Origin of the sequence: Aequorivita antarctica (assembly GCF_007997155.1) — a bacterium.
Taxonomy (GTDB): domain Bacteria; phylum Bacteroidota; class Bacteroidia; order Flavobacteriales; family Flavobacteriaceae; genus Aequorivita; species Aequorivita antarctica.
In genome coordinates this window covers 470,100-489,924 of record NZ_VORT01000001.1, presented here as the reverse complement: position 1 = coordinate 489,924, position 19,825 = coordinate 470,100, and the positions used below count along the sequence as shown (strand labels likewise).

The 19,825-nt window shown below is 37.5% G+C and carries 12 protein-coding genes and 1 tRNA gene; 5 read left to right on the top strand and 8 right to left on the bottom strand.

The window, feature by feature from the left end; translation table 11 throughout:
- Nucleotides 1-11: 11 nt before the first annotated feature.
- The 3 genes from fabG to ESU54_RS02160 form a co-directional block, all read right to left on the bottom strand.
- Nucleotides 12-764: a 3-oxoacyl-ACP reductase FabG gene (gene fabG / locus ESU54_RS02170; RefSeq protein ID WP_111842761.1), complete on the bottom strand. Its 753-nt coding sequence runs from the start codon at nt 762-764 to the stop codon at nt 12-14.
- Nucleotides 765-838: 74 nt separating this feature from the next.
- Nucleotides 839-1,972, bottom strand: coding sequence for a WG repeat-containing protein (locus ESU54_RS02165; protein WP_111842762.1), 1,134 nt, complete (start codon nt 1,970-1,972; stop codon nt 839-841).
- A 59-nt stretch (nt 1,973-2,031) separates the two neighbouring features.
- Complete coding sequence (locus ESU54_RS02160; protein WP_111842763.1) at nt 2,032-3,558, bottom strand: HAL/PAL/TAL family ammonia-lyase; 1,527 nt, start codon at nt 3,556-3,558, stop codon at nt 2,032-2,034.
- A gap of 100 nt (nt 3,559-3,658) precedes the next feature.
- Between ESU54_RS02160 and ESU54_RS02155 the strand changes: the two genes are divergently transcribed.
- Complete coding sequence (locus tag ESU54_RS02155) at nt 3,659-4,903, top strand: NAD(P)/FAD-dependent oxidoreductase (protein ID WP_111842764.1); 1,245 nt, start codon at nt 3,659-3,661, stop codon at nt 4,901-4,903.
- Between the two features lie 91 nt (nt 4,904-4,994).
- Here ESU54_RS02155 and ESU54_RS02150 read toward each other — a convergent pair whose 3' ends face one another.
- Both ESU54_RS02150 and ESU54_RS02145 read right to left on the bottom strand, forming a co-directional pair.
- The gene (locus ESU54_RS02150; RefSeq protein ID WP_111842765.1) at nt 4,995-6,665 is read right to left on the bottom strand and encodes a hypothetical protein; all 1,671 of its coding nucleotides are present in this window, start codon (nt 6,663-6,665) and stop codon (nt 4,995-4,997) included.
- A gap of 310 nt (nt 6,666-6,975) precedes the next feature.
- A tRNA-Gln gene (locus tag ESU54_RS02145) sits at nt 6,976-7,048 on the bottom strand.
- A 244-nt stretch (nt 7,049-7,292) separates the two neighbouring features.
- On the opposite strand from ESU54_RS02145, the gene ESU54_RS02140 reads away from it, so the two are divergent.
- Together ESU54_RS02140 and ESU54_RS02135 are read left to right on the top strand one after the other, a co-directional pair.
- The gene (locus tag ESU54_RS02140) at nt 7,293-10,616 is read left to right on the top strand and encodes a glycosyltransferase family 117 protein (RefSeq protein ID WP_111842766.1); all 3,324 of its coding nucleotides are present in this window, start codon (nt 7,293-7,295) and stop codon (nt 10,614-10,616) included.
- 26 nt (nt 10,617-10,642) lie between these two features.
- Nucleotides 10,643-11,224 carry a polysaccharide deacetylase family protein gene (locus tag ESU54_RS02135; protein WP_111842767.1) on the top strand — a complete coding sequence of 194 codons (582 nt, stop codon included), beginning with the start codon at nt 10,643-10,645 and terminating at the stop codon, nt 11,222-11,224.
- Here ESU54_RS02135 and ESU54_RS02130 read toward each other — a convergent pair.
- The 3 genes from ESU54_RS02130 to ESU54_RS02120 form a co-directional block, all read right to left on the bottom strand.
- Nucleotides 11,221-12,660, bottom strand: a complete 1,440-nt coding sequence (locus ESU54_RS02130; protein ID WP_235004450.1) for a hypothetical protein — start codon at nt 12,658-12,660, stop codon at nt 11,221-11,223. The two genes, ESU54_RS02135 and ESU54_RS02130, sit on opposite strands and share 4 nt — an antisense overlap.
- Nucleotides 12,661-12,953: 293 nt before the next feature.
- Nucleotides 12,954-13,250 (bottom strand): thioredoxin family protein, encoded by a 297-nt coding sequence (locus ESU54_RS02125; protein WP_111842769.1) that lies wholly within the window; start codon nt 13,248-13,250, stop codon nt 12,954-12,956.
- A gap of 54 nt (nt 13,251-13,304) precedes the next feature.
- The gene (locus tag ESU54_RS02120; protein ID WP_111842770.1) at nt 13,305-14,531 is read right to left on the bottom strand and encodes a metallophosphoesterase; all 1,227 of its coding nucleotides are present in this window, start codon (nt 14,529-14,531) and stop codon (nt 13,305-13,307) included.
- 101 nt (nt 14,532-14,632) lie between these two features.
- Here ESU54_RS02120 and ESU54_RS02115 point away from each other — a divergent pair, with 101 nt between their 5' ends.
- Nucleotides 14,633-17,530 (top strand): GH92 family glycosyl hydrolase, encoded by a 2,898-nt coding sequence (locus ESU54_RS02115; protein ID WP_111842771.1) that lies wholly within the window; start codon nt 14,633-14,635, stop codon nt 17,528-17,530.
- A gap of 1 nt (nt 17,531) precedes the next feature.
- Complete coding sequence (locus ESU54_RS02110) at nt 17,532-19,823, top strand: GH92 family glycosyl hydrolase (RefSeq protein ID WP_111842772.1); 2,292 nt, start codon at nt 17,532-17,534, stop codon at nt 19,821-19,823.
- Nucleotides 19,824-19,825 lie beyond the last annotated feature (2 nt).

Below are 19,825 nucleotides of genomic sequence, written 5' to 3'. Positions count from 1 at the left end.
TCTCCTTCGTTTTATGAATAAATCCCCCCATTAATATTAATAACCTCCCCCGTAATATAAGAAGCTTTTGGTGATGCCAAAAAGCTAACCACATGTGCCACTTCTTCAGCTTCGCCGAAACGATTGGCTGGAATCATTTTTTTAAGTTCTTTTTCATCAAGTTCAGCAGTCATATCACTTTTTATAAAACCTGGAGCTACTGCGTTTACTGTTATATTTCGTTTTGCAACTTCTTGCGCTAACGCTTTTGTGGCACCAATAACAGCTCCTTTTGCTGCGGAATAATTTACCTGTCCTGGAGTTCCCTTTAAGCCTGAAACTGAAACCATATTTATAATCCGTCCATATTTGTTGACCAATAATTTTTGAATCAACGCATTGGTAACATTGTAAAAACCATTCAAGCTGGTATTTATTACGCTGTGCCAATCCTCTGGTTTCATCCACATAAACAGGCCATCTTTGGTAATTCCGGCATTGTTTATAATAACTTCAATGATAGCATCTTTATTGGTTTCGTGCCATACGTCAAATGCCTTATTAACTGCATCGGAGTTTGTAACGTCAAACTGGATTATTTCACCTTTAGCACCAAGAGCCTCAACTTCTTTTAGAGTTTGCCGGGCAGCCTCTTTGTTGCCGTTATAATTTATAAGAAGGTTGTAATCCAAGTCTTTTGCCAATTGAATACAAACTGCACGGCCAATGCCTCGGGAACCTCCTGTTACTAATGCGTATTTCTGTTTTGTTTTTTTTTCTTCCATTTAATTTATTCACACAGAGTCGTAAAGACTCAAAATTGTCTTTTCTCTTTTTTATGTTTTCATTATTCAGCTACCTACTTCGAAGTATCCACAAAAGCCTCGGCATTTTGATGCCATTTGCCAACTACTTGACCGCTTTCATTAATAAAGCCCCATTCTTTGTTTTTCTTTACACGGGCAAGGCCGTTTTGAAACCCTTTTTCGGATCCGCTTTGCAAAAAGCCGAGCATTCCTATTGAAATATCATATTCCATTGGGATTACAAGTTTGCCAGATTTGTCAATAAAACCCCAAAGCTTTTTCTCTTTTACGGGAGCCAAACCAGTGTCAGAAAAAACTTCGGCATCGGCATACGCAAAATCACCTAATTTCTCACCTTTCTCATTGATATAACCCCATTTTTTTCCATCATATACAGGTGCAAAACCAGCATTAAAAGCACGTGCTTTATCATACGCAGGCTGAATGATCCATTCGCCTTTTCCATTGATAAACCCCACTTTTTTGTTACTTCGGGCATAGGTTAACGGAGAATCATTTGTGAAATCCCAAATTTTATCTACACCACTAATCGGGGTAAAAGCTCCATTAATCAACACGCCAAAACTTTCACCTTTTCTGGCCCAAATTCCGTTTTTACTGAAATCACCAATTTCATTATAATCTGCAGGAATAAACACCTCACCTTTTTTACTTAGAAGGCCCCAAGTTTCACCATTTTTGAATTTTGCATACCCGTTATTGAAACCTTTTATTTCATCATATTTCGGATCCAATATGGTTTTTCCGCTGGTATCTATCAAACCAATTTTTTCACCAATACGGAGAATCGCTACGCCGTTGTCAAAATCGTAAATTTTATCATCAGCAGGAGTATTCAGCGTTTCGCCCTTGGCGTTAATATATCTCCATTGGTCATTCTGTGCTACCACAGCGTAACCAGAATTAAATTCTTTTACACGATCATATTCTGGCTGAATAACCCATTCGCCAGAAGTATTAATGAAGCCCCATTTTTTGTCTTTCATTACTGCGGCATACTTGCCTGAAAAGCTAGCTGCCTTTTCAAATTGTGGTTGAATGGCATACTCACCAGATTTGTTGATGTAACCGAACAAATCATTGTCGCGAACCAAAGCCAGTTCCTGTGTGGAAACAGCGTTTATTCCCAACAAGAGAATAAGCGCGAAGGAAAAAATTGTTTTCATAATGTTATCTTTTTGAGTTAGTTGAGGAGAGACGAACAATTTACAAAATTATTCCGAAGTTATTTTGAGGAATCCATCAAAAATTCTTTCACCTGGTTCACATAAGGATACATCACCACATCTTCTTTAAAAACGGGTACAATAGCGCGGATTTCATTATACATTTTTTTGGTTTCGGAAGAAACCTGATCTTGAACTTTTAGATATTCAATGGCTTGAATGATTGTTATAAGCTCAATTGCAATCACTTCAAAAGCGTTTTCAATCACTTTTTTGGTGATCAGTGCTGCATTTGTACCCATACTCACGATATCTTGATTGTCGTTGTTGTTTGGAATGCTGTGAATGTACATTGGGTTGCTTAACATTTGGCTTTCGGCAGTTGTGGAAGTGGCAGTAAACTGCACGCCCTGCATTCCAAAGTTTAGCCCAAGTTTGCCCAAGTTTACAAACGGAGGAAGAATATCATTCAATTTTGAATTGAGCAGATAATTCAATTGTCGCTCGGCAAGCATTGTCATTTTTGCAACCACTATTTTCAGCTTGTCCATTTCCAAGGAAACATAATCGCCGTGGAAGTTTCCACCGTGATATACGTTTTGTTTTTCAACATCAACAATTGGATTGTCGTTGGCTGAATTCACTTCCTCAATCAATATCTTTTCAACCGAATTGAGTGTATCTAGCACGGGCCCCAAAATTTGGGGCACACAACGCAAAGAGTAATATTCCTGGACTTTCTCAACAAAAACTTCCTCGTTAATTGAACCATTATATAAATGATGTTCGCGTTTGCGAGTTAGATTGCTGTCCTTTAAATGAGTTCGCATCATTTCGGCAATTTGGCGCTGGCCCTTGTGCTTTTTGGTTTGATTCAGTTCAAAAGAAAGGTGGTCATCGTACGCTTTAACAATTTCGTTTATGGCCGAAGACGCTTTAATCATCCACTGCATAATTCGGTTTGTGTTTAGCACATTTACCAAACCAATTCCAGTCATTACTGAAGTTCCATTCATCAAGGCCAATCCTTCACGAAGTTCCACTTTTATGGGTTGTAGATTCTCAAGTTTGAAAACTTCTTCCGTATTTCTTAATTCGCCTTTGTAGAAAACTTCGCCTTCGCCTATCAAAACCAAAGCCAAATGTGCAAGCTGCACCAAATCGCCACTGGCACCTACGCCACCATGCTCATAGATAAGCGGAATGATGTTTTTATTAAGCAATTCGCCCATCAGTTTAATAACGGAAGGGTGAACGCCACTGTTCCCAAGGCTCAGTGTGTTTAAACGTGCAAGCATCGCTGCCCGAACGTATTGTGATGTAATAGGATTACCGGTTCCCGAAGCGTGGCTACGGATAAGGTTGTACTGTAACTGGATGCGTTCATCATCCTTTATCTTGTACTGCGCCATCGGGCCGAAACCCGTATTCACACCATAAATAATTTTGTTTTCAGAAAATTCTTTTAGAAAGTCAAAACTGTTTTGAACTCTTTCTATTATATCTTTGTGAAGTTGGACAGATTCGTTTTTGAAGATTATTTTATCAAAATCGGTTATTTCCAGTTTTCCTTTTAATGTTGGCATTTATAGTTGAATCAAATGTTTTATTAAATTTCAGTCTAAAATAATTTGGTAACTTTAGATTGCAAATTTAGAATTTTTTAACAATCTATATCTTAATAATATGAATGATATTACTGTTGATGTGTTAATTATTGGTGCAGGCCCCTCTGGCTGCGTTGCTGCTTCCTACTTAAAGAACAACGGAATAAGCTCCAAAGTGGTTGAAAAAAGTAAGTTTCCTCGTTTTGTAATTGGTGAAAGCCTTTTGCCTCGCTGTATGGATCACTTTGAGGAAACAGGGCTTTTAGATTGTTTGGTGGAGCAGAAATTTGAAATTAAAGCTGGGGCGCGATTTTTGAAAAATGACATTGTTTGTAATTTCGACTTTGGAAAAAAACACACTCCCGGGTGGGATTACACCTGGCAGGTTCCACGAGCCGATTTTGACCATACACTCGCCAAAGAAATCGTGAAAAAAGGCGTTGATGTTTCCTTTGGGCATGAAGTTACTTCGGTGGAATTTGATGAAAACGGAAATTCCACAACAACAATTAAAACCGAAGAAGGAAACGAATACAACATAAAAGCAAAATTCATTATTGACAGCAGTGGTTATGGGCGAGTTCTACCACGTTTACTGGATTTGGAAAAACCCTCTACACTAAACCCTAACTCAGCTATCTATACCCACGTAAAGGAAACCGAACGCCCCGCAGGTGTTGAAGGAACCCTCATTACTTTTGATGTAGTAAAAGACGAAGTATGGCTTTGGGTGATTCCTTTTTCTAACGGAAACACGAGCATTGGATTTGTTGGGCCAACAGAATTTATTGAATCTTTTAAAGGCACTAATGCTGAAAAACTAAAAGATATGCTGAAAATTTCTGACTATTATTATGATAGATTGAAAAATCAGGAATTTCTTTTTGAACCACACATTATTAAAAATTATTCCAAAGCCGTAAAACAACTTTACGGAAAAGGCTATGCGCTTACTGGGAATAGCGCCGAGTTTTTGGACCCTGTATTTTCATCGGGGGTTACCTTCGCTACTGAATCTGGCTTGAAAGCCGCCAAATTAATAACTAAAGAGTTGAATGGCGAAAAGGTTGATTGGCAAGAAGATTACACAAAATATATTATGAAAGGCGTGGATGTTTTTAGAACCTACGTTAGTGAATGGTACACTGGCAATCTTCAAAAAATATTTTTCCATCGTCCCGAAAACCCTGTGATAAAAGAACAGATTTGCGCAGTACTTGCAGGTTATGTTTGGGATAACTCCAATCCCTTTGTAAAAAACCACAACCGTCTTGTAAAGACGGTTGCGAAGGTTATTGATATGGAAAATGAAGTTGCTAACTAACAATACTTTAATGCTTCTTATCAATTGTTTGAAAAAACAACCACCTAATTAAAGATGGTTGTTTTGTTAAACGCAAAAGGATATTTAGGATTTACTTAATGTCAACTTTAATAAGTACATCTTCTTTTTGTTTTTTATAAACTTCTAAAACAAATTGGTCTTCAGCCGTTTTTACAATTCTGTTATTGCTGAATTGATAAACTTCCATTTTGTCTGTCACTTCTCTTGTGTCTAATATTGACCCCTTAGAAAATGACCCAGTACTATCATTTATTTTATAGGAAGTAAGGTAACCTCCATTGCCATCACTATGCAATGCTGGAATTTGATCCAATTCTAAATCGATGTTTTTAACATTATCCAAAAACACAATATAGTGATTTCCGTTTGCATTAAAATAAGAGTATGACATTCCTCCTTTATATGTTTTACTAGTATCATAAACCTCTCCCATCTTTGGTTGGCCTATTTGTCGTTTCGGTATTTTTCGCATCCAAGCCAAGTTTCCGGAGGCATCTATTTTTGAAACCAAAATATCATTGTTATGATAGGTTACGTAAGTTCTTTTTGGAGTACGATGAACAACTAAAAATGTTTGTTCGCCAATCAATAATAAACTACCGTCATCACTAATTACAAGATTTCGTAACTTCATGTGCTCAAATTCTGCTTTTCCATCCTCATCTTTGCGTTCGTTTCGTTTTTTAGTTCTGTTTTTAACATATTGATTCAAAACCTCCAAAGGAATTTCATATGATTTTTCATCAACCAATTTTCCTTCCTTCGTAATTTTAAAGGTGTAAAGACCATCTGCATTGTGCAATTCATTGTTAAGACCGTTTGTATAAAACCCGGAACAAATCATATATCCTTCATAGGATTCGAAAAGAGAAATTCCATTTATAAATTTATCTCCCAGATCAATTTTGGTTTTTTCTATTTCAGAAGAACCTTTTGAAAGTCTGAACAGTTCCATGTGATAATTGGCTTCTTCATCCTTTCGTTTTTTCTTGTCTTTATTACTATCATCATGAAAAACTTTAGCTAATATATATCCATTACCTCCTGAATCAACGGCCAAATCCTCCACATCCATTCTTCTCTCTGTGTATGGCATGGTGTATTCATTTGACCAAAGCTTGTTCAATGATTTATCAAAAACCTCTGTGCCAATGATATCATAACTTTCTTTGTCATTTTTAACCTCTGGCTTTCTTCTGTATTGAACAAGAATTTTTGATTCGTCCAATGATGTTAAGAAATCAAATTTATCGGTAACACCAAACCCAAATGCAAAAGGTACAGAAACTCCGGCGGTCGAGGCAAAAGTACCGGCTAATCTACCGTCAATATCTATTAACTTCACCGCTTCTCCCATAAATTCACCTGTCCCAAAATTTATTTCTCTGTAGAAAAGTTGTTCGTGCTCGGTTTGTTTGCCACTCCAAGATGAATAAAAAAGATAATATTTATCCTGCAATTGCTTCATGCCCTCAACAACATAATTATCGGGAAAGTCTTCATATTCTTTGGCTGAAATTAAATTGAGCGTCCCCACATCAAATTTTTGTAACACCACACTCTTTTTCCATGGTTTGATACTCAAAATTTGGTTTCCGTCAGAGAAATAATATTTTTTTGGGGAGTCATAAACTTGGTATGGCTCACTTACAGCATAACTGTAATCCGATGAAAGTTCTTTTTGTCCATAACTAAAGAATGTTGCTGTCAACAGCAAAAGAGAGAATATTGTTTTTTTCATTGTCAAAAAATTTTTTTACGTGGTTAATAACGGTAAACATAAGAAAATTAAAAAATAAAAAAACCTATTCTATTATAACATAGAACCGGTTTTATATAATTTAGAAGAGAGCTATTTATTAAATACTGAAAATCAAATGGTTCTATAACATTATAAAAAACGATTAAAAAAAATTACCCAATCTTTTTCAAAATTGGGTTATGCATATGTCACCCACGGTCAAGCGAGCCTACAAGTCTTTTTGATTATTTTAAAAAAGATCAGAAAATAAAAAAACCTCAACCTTTTTCAAGATTGAGGTTTTATTTTGTTGGCCCACTAGGGCTCGAACCTAGACTCTTCTGTACCAAAAACAGACGTGTTGCCAGTTACACCATGGGCCAATTCCAAAAAAAAAATTGAGCTTTCGCTCTCCTAAACAAAAAATATTTTTTAGTTAAGGAGGTGCAAATTTAATACAAAGTTTGTCTTTTGCAAACATTTTGTCGCAAAAAATTAGTTCTCGTTTTTTTGGCAAATCTATCAATTAGTTAAAAATATCGTACCAGGTTATACGTTACCCCATTTACATACTTGGGGCTATGTATATTATTAGTAAATTCGTCCCATTCAAATTTATATGTACTTATGGGTTCTTTCAACTTTACAAAATGGAACAAAATCACTGGCTGGCTCGTCTTTGCGATTGCCCTTATTACTTACTGGCTAACCGTAGAACCAACGGTAAGCTTCTGGGATGCAGGTGAATATATTGCCACTTCCAGTAACCTCGAAGTTGGCCATCCGCCAGGAGCGCCATTATTTCAACTTTTGGGAGCGTTTTTCTCCATTTTCGCGCCAGATGCCTCCTACATTGCACTTACCATTAACCTAATGTCGGTTTTTGCTAGTGCATTTACTATTCTATTTATGTTTTGGTCGCTTACCATATTGCTCACAAATGTGGTTTCAAAACATCAAGAAATTGAAAAAACTAATGCTATTGCTATAATAGGAAGTGCTGCAGTGGGTTCATTGGCTTTTGCGTTTACCGATAGTTTTTGGTTCAACGCTGTAGAGGCGGAAGTGTATGCAAGTGCCACATTTTTGATGTCTGTATTGTTTTATACTGCCCTGCGCTGGGAACGTGAAATGCTTGAGCCGCGCGGTAATCGATGGGTAATACTTATCGCCTTTATTATCGGGCTTTCATTTGGAGTTCACTTTATGGCGTTACTTACTATTCCTGCCATCGGGTTTCTTTATTTCTTCAAACATTATAAAACAATTACTGTAAAAAATTTCATAATTGCCAATATTGTTACCGTTGCTATTCTTCTTTTGATCTTTAAACTTTTACTGCCTTGGACGATGAAGTTTTTCAGTGGTTCAGAATTGTTTTTTGTAAACAGTATTGGGCTTCCATTTAACTCTGGGACCATTTTTGCGGCACTATTATTTATTGTTATTTTTATATTTGGATTGCGTTTCACCAGAAAAAAAGGATTTGCTCAATTGAATACGCTGTTGCTGTGCGTGCTTTTTATATTCATAGGGTTTTCAAGTTGGCTGATGCTCCCTATTCGTGCAAATGCTGGTACTGTAATCAATGAAAATAACCCGAACAACGCCCGCGAACTTTTAGCCTATTACAATCGTGAACAATATCCTGAAACACATCTTTTTTACGGCCCTCTTTTTACCGAAAGTTATGTTGGCTTAGATGAGGACAACCCTTACAAGGATGACAAGCCAAACTATGAAAAGGATGAGGCCACAGGCAAGTATGTGATTGTAAACAACTTCAAAAACGCCAGCCAAAACACTGAAGATTCACAAAAAGGTTTCTTTCCAAGAATGTGGAGCACAGAGCATAGTTCTAACTATATGGAATTTACCGGAGGTCTGGATTTTTCTATAAAAAGTGAATATTTAAGTGAACCCAGACTTGTTGAGGAAGTGAACAAATTCAAACAAGCATACAGCCAAGACTTGGTTGATAAAGATGGTTACGACAAGTTTCTAAAGAATTTCGGACAGTATCTCGACATAAAAAGACCTTCCTTTTTTCAGAATATGAAATTCATGTTCGAGTTTCAATTTGGATATATGTACTGGCGTTATTTTATGTGGAATTTCACTGGCAAACAGGATGATGTGCAAGGCCAATACACAGATTTGCACGGAAACTGGATTAGCGGTGTTAAATTTATTGACGCGCTCCGCTTGGGCAATCAGGATAATCTGCCGAGCGATATGAAAACCAATAAAGCACGGAATACTTACTTTTTTCTACCCTTAATTTTAGGAATTATCGGGTTGGTTTTTCACTTTAAGAACGACCAAAAAGGCTTTTGGGTATTGTTGGTGTTATTCCTGTTTATGGGGCTTGCCTTAAAGATATACCTCAACGAACGACCGTTTGAACCTCGCGAGCGTGACTATGCCTTGGTTGGAAGCTTCTACGTTTTCGCGATGTGGATAGGCTATGGCGTGTATGCGCTTTTCGACCTAATGAAAAATTATGTGAAGCCAAAAGTCGCACTTCCGGTTGTGCTTATTGTTTCAGCTTTGGCCGCTCCAATATTATTGGCAACACAGAACTGGGACGACCACGACCGCAGTGGGCGATATACCGCACAGTCTATGGGCAAAATGTATTTAGATTCCTGCGACAAAAATGCAATACTTTTCACCATTGGCGATAACGACACTTTTGCGCTTTGGTATGCCCAAAATATTGAAGGCTACCGTCAAGATGTGCGTATTATAAATACAAGTCTGTTCCAAACGGATTGGTATATAGACGATATGAAGAAGAAAGCCTTTACCAGCGATCCAATTCCTTCACAGTTATCCCACGAAAAATATCGATCAGGCTCGCGCGACTTTTTAATTCATCAAAAAACCACTCAGGACACTATCGACATTAAAACTTGGATGAATTTTGTGGCCAATGACAGTCCCGCCACCCAAATGGAACTGCCAAGCGGCCAGCAGGTGCATACCTTCCCTTCAAAAGTGATTCGTATTCCTGTTGACAAAGAAGCCGTTTTGAAAAGCGGAATCGTGGATCCAAAGGATGCTGACAAAATCGTTCCGTATATCGACGTAAACTTAAAGGGCGATATCATTTACAAAAACCGAATGATGATGCTGGATATCATTGCCAACAACAATTGGGAACGCCCCATTTATTTCAGTGGCGGAAGTTTTGGTGATGATGACTATTTATGGATGAAAGATTATCTGCAATTGGACGGCGTAGTTTATAAATTGGTTCCAATAAAAACACCGGTCGACAAGCGAAGTCCTTTTGATATGGGTCGAATTGACGCAGATAAGATGTATAACATCGTTATGTCATGGGACTGGGGCAATAGCGGTAGTCCAGATATATATCACGATACTGAAACCCGAAGAAACGGAATCACTTACAGAAGTAATCTTGCCCGTCTTGCTGAAACTTTAATAAACAATGACGAAAAAGACAAAGCCGAAAAGGTGCTTGACCTTGCAATGGAGAAAATGCCAGTGAAGTATTTTGAATATTACAGCCTATTGGAACCTTATGTTATCGGCTATTATGAACTAGACAAGCCCGAAAAAGCACGAAAGGTTTATGACGATGTTACCAAAATGTATCAAGAACATCTTTCCTATTACAACAGTTTGAAATTTAACAAACAGCGTACCATTGCATCAGATATTATTAGTGATATGGAGCGTTATAGAAGTTTGGTGCAACTTGTGGTGATGTATGATGACGAAACTTTTGGCAGAGCAGAAGCAAAGAAATTCAATGATTATCTAAAACTTTTCCGCCATTTCTATTCTCCAGATGAAGCTATGGATCTGGACAAAGAACTCGAAAAGGATTCAACAATTGAAATTCCTTTAGATTCAAACCTTTTGAGAAAAATGGAACGGGATCCATCAGAAGAAATTGAGAAAGAAGTTCCTATAAACTAAAACAATTGAAATTCAATTTAGTAAAAATGCCCAGATTCATTCAGCGGTTATACCCTGAACGGATCTGGGCATTTTCGCGTAAATCAAACGCTGTATATCTCACTTTTGACGACGGCCCAATTCCGGAAATAACGCCTTGGGTGTTGGACGAATTAAAAAAGTACAATGCAAAAGCTACGTTTTTTTGTATCGGCGAAAATGTAAAAAAACATCCTGAAATTTACCGAAGAATTCTTTCTGAAGGTCATTCAGTGGGTAATCATACTTTTAACCATTTGAAAGGAACAAAAACAGAAACCTCACCATACATTAAAAACGTGCTTTTGGCAGAAGAAATAATCAACTCTAAGCTATTCCGACCACCTTATGGCAAGATCACTTCAAAACAATCCAAAATACTTCAGAAAAAAGGGTTTAAAATTGTGATGTGGGATATCATTAGCTATGATTATGACGCAACAGTTTCCGAAGAAGAATGCCTGCAAAATGTGCTGAAGTATATAAAAGCCGGAAGCGTGGTAGTTTTTCACGATAGCTTAAAGGCAGAAAAAAACCTTCGGTATGTTTTGCCGAAGGTTTTAAATATTTTTTTTAGTAGTTGTATTTAATTTATAGTTGCATTTAATGAAGCACTTTCAATATTTCCATTTCCACTTTCTCTTTCTGCCCAAACCTCAATAAAATCATCTGTATCTAACTCGATAGTACCTAAAATTGGAACTGCTATAACTTCACTTGTACTGGTAGTAAGTCTTCCATAAACTCTAGTCTCCTGAATAACTGAAGCTGAACCTGCACCACTTCCTTTTGCTATATACAAGACATATGTAGTAACTAATGGACTCCCAGTAAAACTTGTTGAAAATGACAGCGATGCATTCACTTGAAAGAACCTCTTTTTATTTCCTTTATATATAAGTCTATTATTTCCACTTCTTTCAAATCTAAATAGATCAGTGGAAGTTGTAGGTCCATTCAACTTCTTTCTACTGGATATTCCGGTTCCAGTTAATGTAGTATTTACTGGAGTTGATATCGAAGCAGTTAAATTTATATTACCAGTAGCAACATCATCAGATTCTCTGGGAATCCCAGGGCTATTAACCGACCAATTTTTAGTAAAATTAAAACCTGTGTAAGACCCAGAAGTGTATTTTTTAATATATCCAGAAGGAGCGGTAGTTGTTCCCGAAAAAACTGTCCCAAGCAAAACTCCGCTTCCAACAGTGGGATCTGAACTTACATCCATTGCCACATCTGAACCATTAAGCGAACTGAAACCACTCACTTTTTCAATTAATCCAAATGTACCGGAAAAAGTTTCAAATGTTCCGCTGTTAGTTGCTAACCAAGCTTGGTTATTTAAAAGACAATTACCAATATTTGTATAAGTTATTCCCGCAATATTATTGATAAATTGAACGATGTTTCCAAAATACAGACCAATCCCAGAAATACTGCCCACACTGGTAGTCATACCATCAACAACCGTATTTTGAACAAGAAGCGAAGTTGCAGTAGCAATCCCCGGCCCAGTAATTTCAAAAGCTTTTGCGCCTTTTAAAGTAACATTTCGAATGCTTCCGCCAATATTGCCTTTAAAAACAGTCCCTCCCGGAAATGAAAGAATATCCTCATTTGCATCAAGCCCAGAAACATACGCATCGTTCAAATCTATTGGAAAAGCTAGAGTAATCAATCCATTTATTTCATATAAAGTATTTGTTTGGAGTAAATACTTCGAACCTCCTCCAGAGACGAGTTCTGGAGCTAAATCAGCAACAGACTTTACAAGTTTATAATTGTTTCTCTGATTCGTGGATGCATTTATCTTTACCCAAGTTGTGGAAGGCAAATCATAATAATAAAAAGATTTAAGAGTAGTATCATAAACCAATAAACTATTAGCCGGCAAGGTTATGGCCAACCGTTGTGCCGAAGTCATTCTCGGTGCTAGTAAACCTTGGGTTGTCGATTTAATATCAAGTGCTGAAGAAGCATCAGGATTTGTATTTCCGATACCCACTTGGGCCTGTGATATCATTGAAAAAAATAAACAAATAAAGAGTAGTGACCTTGTGACAGCACAAGATCTTGTGTAAGAAAATTTCATAGCGTTAGTGGATTAAAGTAAAATTTTTCCTACAAAGATAAGTGTATTTGTCGGTTAAACCTGTCGTTTTAACGATAAAAACGCAATATTTTAACTTATTTGTAAGAATTTGAAAATAAAAAAACGCTATAAAAATTGTATATAGAAATGCTTAAATGTCTAGATAACCTATAAACACAAAGCATTTAGGGGAAAATTCGATAAATAAAATTTGATTATAAAGGCTAAACGTATTCGTTAACCAGCCCAATAAGTGTATCGGCATCCTGTTCCCCACTTTGGCGCCATTTCATTTCGCCATTTTTGTAGATCATCAATGTGGGAAGGCCTTTCACGCGAAGCGCTTCGGCTAGTTCTTTGTTTTTTTCAACGTCTATTTTTATCACCCGAGCCTTATCGCCAAGTGCGGCGGCAACGTCTCTTAATACAGGGTGCATTTCTTTGGATGCTTCATCCCATTCTGCATAAAAATCTAGCAGGACTGGGATTCGAGTTTCAATTAATTCTCCAAATTTTGACATTCGTCTAATGTGTTAGTTGAACAATCGTATTACAAATATAACATTTCCCGATTATTATACGGTATTCTGCTTCTTTTTAAGTTGAATAACAGTTATCTCTGGCCAGATCCCCACCCTTCCTGGATAGCCCAAAAACCCAAAACCACGGTTCACGTTTATGTACCTTCCAAATTCCTCGTAAATTCCAGCCCAATTTTTATATCTATATTTTATGGGGCTCCATTTTATAATTCCTGGAATCTCAATACCAAATTGCATTCCGTGGGTATGCCCGCTCAAAGTTAAGTGAAAATGACGCGGATCTTCTTTTACTTTTGCCTGCCAATGCGAGGGGTCGTGGCTCATCAATATTTTAAAATCGTTTTCTGAAATTCCTTCGCAGGCTTTATCGAGATCTCCAATTTGTTTAAAGCCATTTAGTCCCCAGTTTTCCACACCTACCAAAGCAATTCTTTGACCGTTTTTTTCGAGATATCTATTTTCATTGAGCAATAAATCCCAACCCATTTCTTTTTGAAGTAATTTCAATTTTTCAAGGTTTAAAGCCTTTTCATTCGCACTTTCCCAATTTACATAATCGCCATAATCGTGATTTCCCAAAACAGAATAAACACCCTGCGGCGCCTTAAGAGTTGAAAAAAGTTGTTTCCAATCATCCATTTCACTGGCCACATTGTTAACCAAATCACCCGTAAAAAGAATCACATCACCTTGCTGTTCATTTATTAGATTCACAGCATATTCCACTTTGTTATGATTGTCAAAACTTCCACTGTGTATATCGCTAATTTGTGTAAGTGTAAAACCGTCAAATTCATCAGGCAAATCGTCAAACTCAAGTGCATATTTCAACACTTTGTAATTGTATTTTCCCTGCACCATTCCATAAATCAAAGATGCAAATGGAATTGCAGCAATCCCCAAAGCAATAGTGCTCACAAATTTTCTTCGAGAAGCCATAAAACTAGCTTCGTTACTTCCGGCAACTTTCATAAATATGCCAACAAAAAAACGGCCAATGTCTTCTCCGAACATAAAAATAATCAGGATCAATTTTGGAATAAAAACTGCGAGAAATATTCCGAAGAAATACATTTTTGGAGGCTCCATCATCTTTGCAGAGCCCAAAAAGGAAAGTTCATAAATCAGCCCTGCCAAAACCGCTAGTGAAATAAAAACATAAAAACCGTGCAACCACGGACTTTTGGCAACTGTTTTTACAGCCTGAAAGGCATAAATATCAACAAGAATGTAAATGACAATAAAAATGAACCAACGCATAGAGTAGAAAGAATTTTTAAAGATAGTATGTTTCAAAAAATTGAAATGGTCCTTCACTTTATTTTAACGGTTTTAGTATCTTTTCAGAATATTTTTTTGAAATGCGAAAAACCATAACCGTATCCTTTTTTCTTTTCTCTTTTTTCTGCTTTTCTCAGGAAAATTCCTTGACTTCATTCGTAAACCCCTTTATCGGAACGGGCGGACACGGACATACTTACCCAGGTGCCACCATGCCTTTTGGTATGATGCAATTGAGTCCAGATACGCGTTTAGATGGCTGGGATGGTTGCAGCGGCTATCATTACAGTGATGAATATATATACGGATTTTCACACACACATCTAAGCGGGACGGGTGTTAGCGATTATGGCGATGTGCTTTTAATGCCTACAAACGATCTTAATTTCAACAACGGTGCTGACGAAAAAAGTGGTTATCGCGCACATTTCTCACATAAAAACGAAATGGCTTCTCCAGGCTATTACAAAGTATTTTTGGATGAAACAAATATTGAAGTAGAGGTCACGGTTTCCAAAAGAAGTGGCATTCATCATTACACTTTTCCGAAGAATTCAAAACAGATTGTAATTCTCGATTTGGAACATCGCGACAAGGTGTTGAGCTCTCAAATAGATGTTGTTTCAAAAACCGAAATTTCCGGTCATCGCCATTCTGATGCTTGGGCGAAAGACCAACGACTTTTTTACAATATTGAATTTTCCCGTCCGTATAAAAAAGTTGAGTATTATTCACCCCTTGGGGGCCAGGGGGACAACCCAACCAAAGCTGCCTTTGAATTTGACACTTCCGAAGGTAATGAACTGGAAGTGAAAGTAGCTATTTCAGCTGTTGACGAAGCCGGAGCAAAGAAAAATTTGGAAGCTGAAATCGGTGATAAGTCTTTTCAGCAAGTAAAAAGTGAAGCCGAAATCGCTTGGGAAAAACAACTTCAAAAAATAGTTGTTGAAACCGTAAACAACGATCAAAAAACCATCTTTTACAGCGCACTTTATCACACGATGATTGCACCAAACCTTTATCAAGACGTTGACGGTCGCTATCGAGGAATGGATTTAGAAATTCATCAAAGTAACGATTTTGAAAACTACACCGTTTTTTCCCTTTGGGATACCTATCGAGCTGCGCATCCGCTTTATACTATTATTGAGAAAGAACGCACAAACGATTTTATAAATTCACTTTTGGCAAAATATGATGATGGCGGAATTCTTCCCATTTGGCCATTGGCGGGCAATTATACTTGGTGTATGGTTGGTTATCACGCTGTTCCAGTGATATCTGACGCGTATTTAAAAGGAATTCGTGGTTTTAATGCCGAGAAAGCTTTTGAAGCGATGAAACACAGCGCAATGCAAGATAAATTGGGACTAATAAGTTATAAGGAATTCGGATTTATTCCGGTGGAAGAAGAAAGCGAATCGGTTTCAAAAACGCTGGAATATGCCTATGACGATTGGACAATTGCCGAAATGGCGAAAGCAATGGGCAAAACTGAAGATTATAAACTTTTCTCTGAAAGAGCACAATACTACAAAAACGTTTTCGACCCTGAAACCAAGTTTATGCGTGGTCGTTTTCGCAACACTTGGTTTGCGCCTTTTGACCCTTATGAGGTGAATTTCAATTACACCGAAGCAAATTCGTGGCAATACAGTTTTTACGCACCACAGGACATTTCTGGTTTGATGAATTTAATGGGTGGAAAAGTTGCTTTTGAGAAACAACTCGACAAACTTTTCACCGCAAAAAACGAAACTTCAGGTCGCGAACAAGCCGATATTACTGGACTTATCGGTCAATACGCCCACGGAAACGAACCGAGCCATCATATGGCCTATCTCTATAATTTTGTGAACAAACCTGCAAAAACGCAAGAAAAAGTTCATCAAATTTTAAATGAAATGTACCAAAACGCCCCCGACGGAATTTCTGGAAACGAGGACTGCGGGCAGATGAGCGCTTGGTATGTTTTCAGCGCGATGGGTTTTTATCCCGTAACGCCCGCGAGCAATCAATATATTATTGGAACGCCTTTGTTTGAAAAGGCCACAATTAATTTAGAAAATGGGAAAAAGTTTGAAATTGAAGCTGAAAACCTTTCGGATACCAACAAATATATCGCTTCAGCAAACTTAAATGGAAAAGCATTGAACAGAAGTTTTATCATTCATTCCGAAATTATGAACGGTGGAAAATTAGTATTTAAAATGACTGATAAACCTTCCAATTGGGCAACGAAAGATGAAGAAATTCCAAAAACAGAAATCACAGAAAACCTAATTGTTCCAGCCCCATTTATTGCGAAAGGCGATGTAGCATTTAAAAATGAAACTGAAATTTCGCTCGGAGTTGCTTCGGATAAAACAGATATTTTTTATTCTTTGAACGATTCAGATTTCAAAAAATATAAAAGCCCTTTTATCATTTCCGATGAATTAATTTTGAAAACCTATTCTAAAAAAAGCGATTCCAAAAGTCAAATCCTTTCAACACATTTTTATAAAATCGATCCAAACCTCAGCATAAAGCTGGAAACTGAATACGCCAATCAATACAACGGCGGCGGCAACAATGCATTGATTGATGGTGTTCACGGCGCTATCGATTTTCGAACTGGCGCTTGGCAGGGTTACCATGATAAAGATTTAAAAGCCACGGTTGATTTGGGATCTTCAAAAGATGTGAAAATGGTGTTGGTGAATTTTATGCAGGATCAACGCAGCTGGATTTTTTACCCAACTGAAATTACCTGTTCAGTTTCGAAAAACGGAAAGGATTTTATTGAACTGCCTCTTCAAAAAATAGAAGCAGAAAAACCTTCTGAAGAGGCTGGAATTAAAACGATTCAATTCGAAGTAGGAAAAAATATCCAATTCATAAAAATCACGGCAAAAAACTTCGGCGATCTTCCAAAAGGACATTTGGGTTATGGCGGAAAGGCTTGGCTTTTTGTGGATGAAATAGAAATAAAATAATATGTTCAAAAAAATAATTTTCACAATTATAATTCTCGGCTGTTTCAACAGTTTTGCACAAAACAAAGATTTCACTCAATTTGTAAATCCATTTATCGGTACCGATAAAATGGGCCACACCTTTCCCGGAGCTACAACACCTTTCGGAATGGTGCAATTGAGTCCGCAGACCAATTTCCAGACTATGTATCAACAAGACGGAAGCTATAACCCGAAAACCTATGCTTACTGTGCCGGTTATCAATATTCCGATTCCACGATTATTGGTTTTTCGCATACCAATTTTAGCGGGACGGGACATTCAGATTTGGGGGATTTTTTGGTGATGCCAACCGTTGGAAAATTGGTTTTGGATCCGCTTAAAACCGAAAGTGGCGAAAAAGGTTTCATTTCCTCTTTTTCACATAAAAATGAAATGGCTTCCCCAGGATATTACGAAGTGAAATTGGACGATTACAATATTTTCGCTGAACTCACGGCGAGTGACCGTGTAGGTTTTCATCAATACACTTTTCCGAAAAGCGATGAGGCTCACATTATTCTCGATATGGTTTACAATGTCTATGGTTACGACGATAAAAACGTTTGGACTTTTGTTCGGGTTGAAAATGATTCTACTGTAACCGGTTACCGTCAAACACACGGTTGGGCGCGAACGCGGACTGTTTATTTTGTGATGCAGTTTTCCAAGCCTTTCAAAAGTTATGGGCATAAAAAATACGACAAAGCCAAATACAATGGTTTTTATAGAAAATTCAACGAAGAAGAGAATTTTCCGGAAATGGCGGGGAAGGAAATACGTGCATATTTCAATTTTGACACTGAAGAAAATGAAAGGATTTCTATAAAATTTGCACTTTCATCAGTCAGCACAAAAGGCGCGATGAAAAATCTAAAAGCTGAAATTCCACATTGGGATTTTGAAAAAACCAAAGCCGAAACGCATCAAAAATGGAATAAAGAACTTTCAAAAATTGAAGTGAAATCCCTCACGACAGAAGATAAAATCACCTTTTACACCGCGCTTTATCACACGATGCTCAGCCCAATTATATATGAAGACGTTGACGGACAATATCGCGGTTTGGACCAAAATATTCACACATCGGATGGGTTTACCAATTATACCATTTTTTCACTTTGGGATACGTATCGCGCGTTGCATCCACTTTTCAACATCATACATCCGCAGCGAAACAATGATATGATAAAAAGTATGTTGGCGCATCACGACCAAAGCGTGCATAAAATGTTGCCCATTTGGAGCCATTACGCTAATGAAAATTGGTGTATGATTGGCTATCACGCTACTTCAGTGATTGCAGATGCGCTTGTAAAAAACGTAGGCGATTTCGATAAAAACCACGCTTTGGAGGCTTCCATAAACACCGCTAATGTTAATTATTTTGACGGCATTGGCGATTACAAGAAAATGGGTTTTGTACCCGAAGACAAAAGCAGTTCTTCAGTTTCAAAAACTTTGGAATATGCTTATGACGATTGGTGTATTGCACAAATAGCGAAAAGCGTTGGCAATACTGAAGCTGAAAAGGAATTTTTGGTACGTTCGGAATATTTCAAAAATGTTTACGATCCCAAAATTGGTTATATGCGACCAAAACTTAGCGATGGAAAATTCAGAAAAGAATTTGATCCGTTGGACACTCACGGACAAGGTTTCATTGAAGGCAACGCATGGAATTACGGGCTTTACGTACCGCAGAATTTGGACGAAATGATACAAATGATGGGCGGAAAAGAACGGTTCAGCAAACATTTGGATTCACTTTTCACTATGGAGCTCGACGATAAGTACATCGAAAAAAATGAAGATATAACGCGCGATGGAATTATGGGCAATTATGTGCAGGGCAATGAGCCAGGGCACCACATTCCGTATTTATATAATTGGACGGGAAAAGATTATAAAACCCAAGAACGTGTACGGATAATTATGGACAAAATGTATGGCAGTAAACAGGACGGTCTTTGTGGAAACGACGATGCTGGGCAGATGAGCGCGTGGTATATTTTTAGCGCGCTGGGCTTTTATCCGGTTGTTCCCGGTTCGCCAAATTATGCACTGGGAAGTCCGTTGGTTGAGGAAGCGATTTTGCATTTAGACAATGGAAATTCAGTGAAAATTGTGGCGAAAAACCAAAGTGCAAAAAATATTTATGTGAAAAGTGTTTCGGTTGACGGAAAAAAACTGGACAGAAATTATTTGACTCACGATGAGGTTACAATGAGTAAAGAAATTGTATTTAAAATGGCCAATAAACCCAAGAAATAAGA

Coding starts and splice junctions, on each gene's coding strand:
- ESU54_RS02130 (WP_235004450.1), bottom strand. CDS start 12,660: ATGATATCACAGGCCCAAGTGGGTATCGGAAATACAAATCCTGATGCT.
- ESU54_RS02155 (WP_111842764.1), top strand. CDS start 3,659: ATGAATGATATTACTGTTGATGTGTTAATTATTGGTGCAGGCCCCTCT.
- fabG (WP_111842761.1), bottom strand. CDS start 764: ATGGAAGAAAAAAAAACAAAACAGAAATACGCATTAGTAACAGGAGGT.
- ESU54_RS02110 (WP_111842772.1), top strand. CDS start 17,532: ATGTTCAAAAAAATAATTTTCACAATTATAATTCTCGGCTGTTTCAAC.
- ESU54_RS02165 (WP_111842762.1), bottom strand. CDS start 1,972: ATGAAAACAATTTTTTCCTTCGCGCTTATTCTCTTGTTGGGAATAAAC.
- ESU54_RS02135 (WP_111842767.1), top strand. CDS start 10,643: ATGCCCAGATTCATTCAGCGGTTATACCCTGAACGGATCTGGGCATTT.
- ESU54_RS02160 (WP_111842763.1), bottom strand. CDS start 3,558: ATGCCAACATTAAAAGGAAAACTGGAAATAACCGATTTTGATAAAATA.
- ESU54_RS02150 (WP_111842765.1), bottom strand. CDS start 6,665: ATGAAAAAAACAATATTCTCTCTTTTGCTGTTGACAGCAACATTCTTT.
- ESU54_RS02120 (WP_111842770.1), bottom strand. CDS start 14,531: ATGCGTTGGTTCATTTTTATTGTCATTTACATTCTTGTTGATATTTAT.
- ESU54_RS02115 (WP_111842771.1), top strand. CDS start 14,633: ATGCGAAAAACCATAACCGTATCCTTTTTTCTTTTCTCTTTTTTCTGC.
- ESU54_RS02125 (WP_111842769.1), bottom strand. CDS start 13,250: ATGTCAAAATTTGGAGAATTAATTGAAACTCGAATCCCAGTCCTGCTA.
- ESU54_RS02140 (WP_111842766.1), top strand. CDS start 7,293: ATGGGTTCTTTCAACTTTACAAAATGGAACAAAATCACTGGCTGGCTC.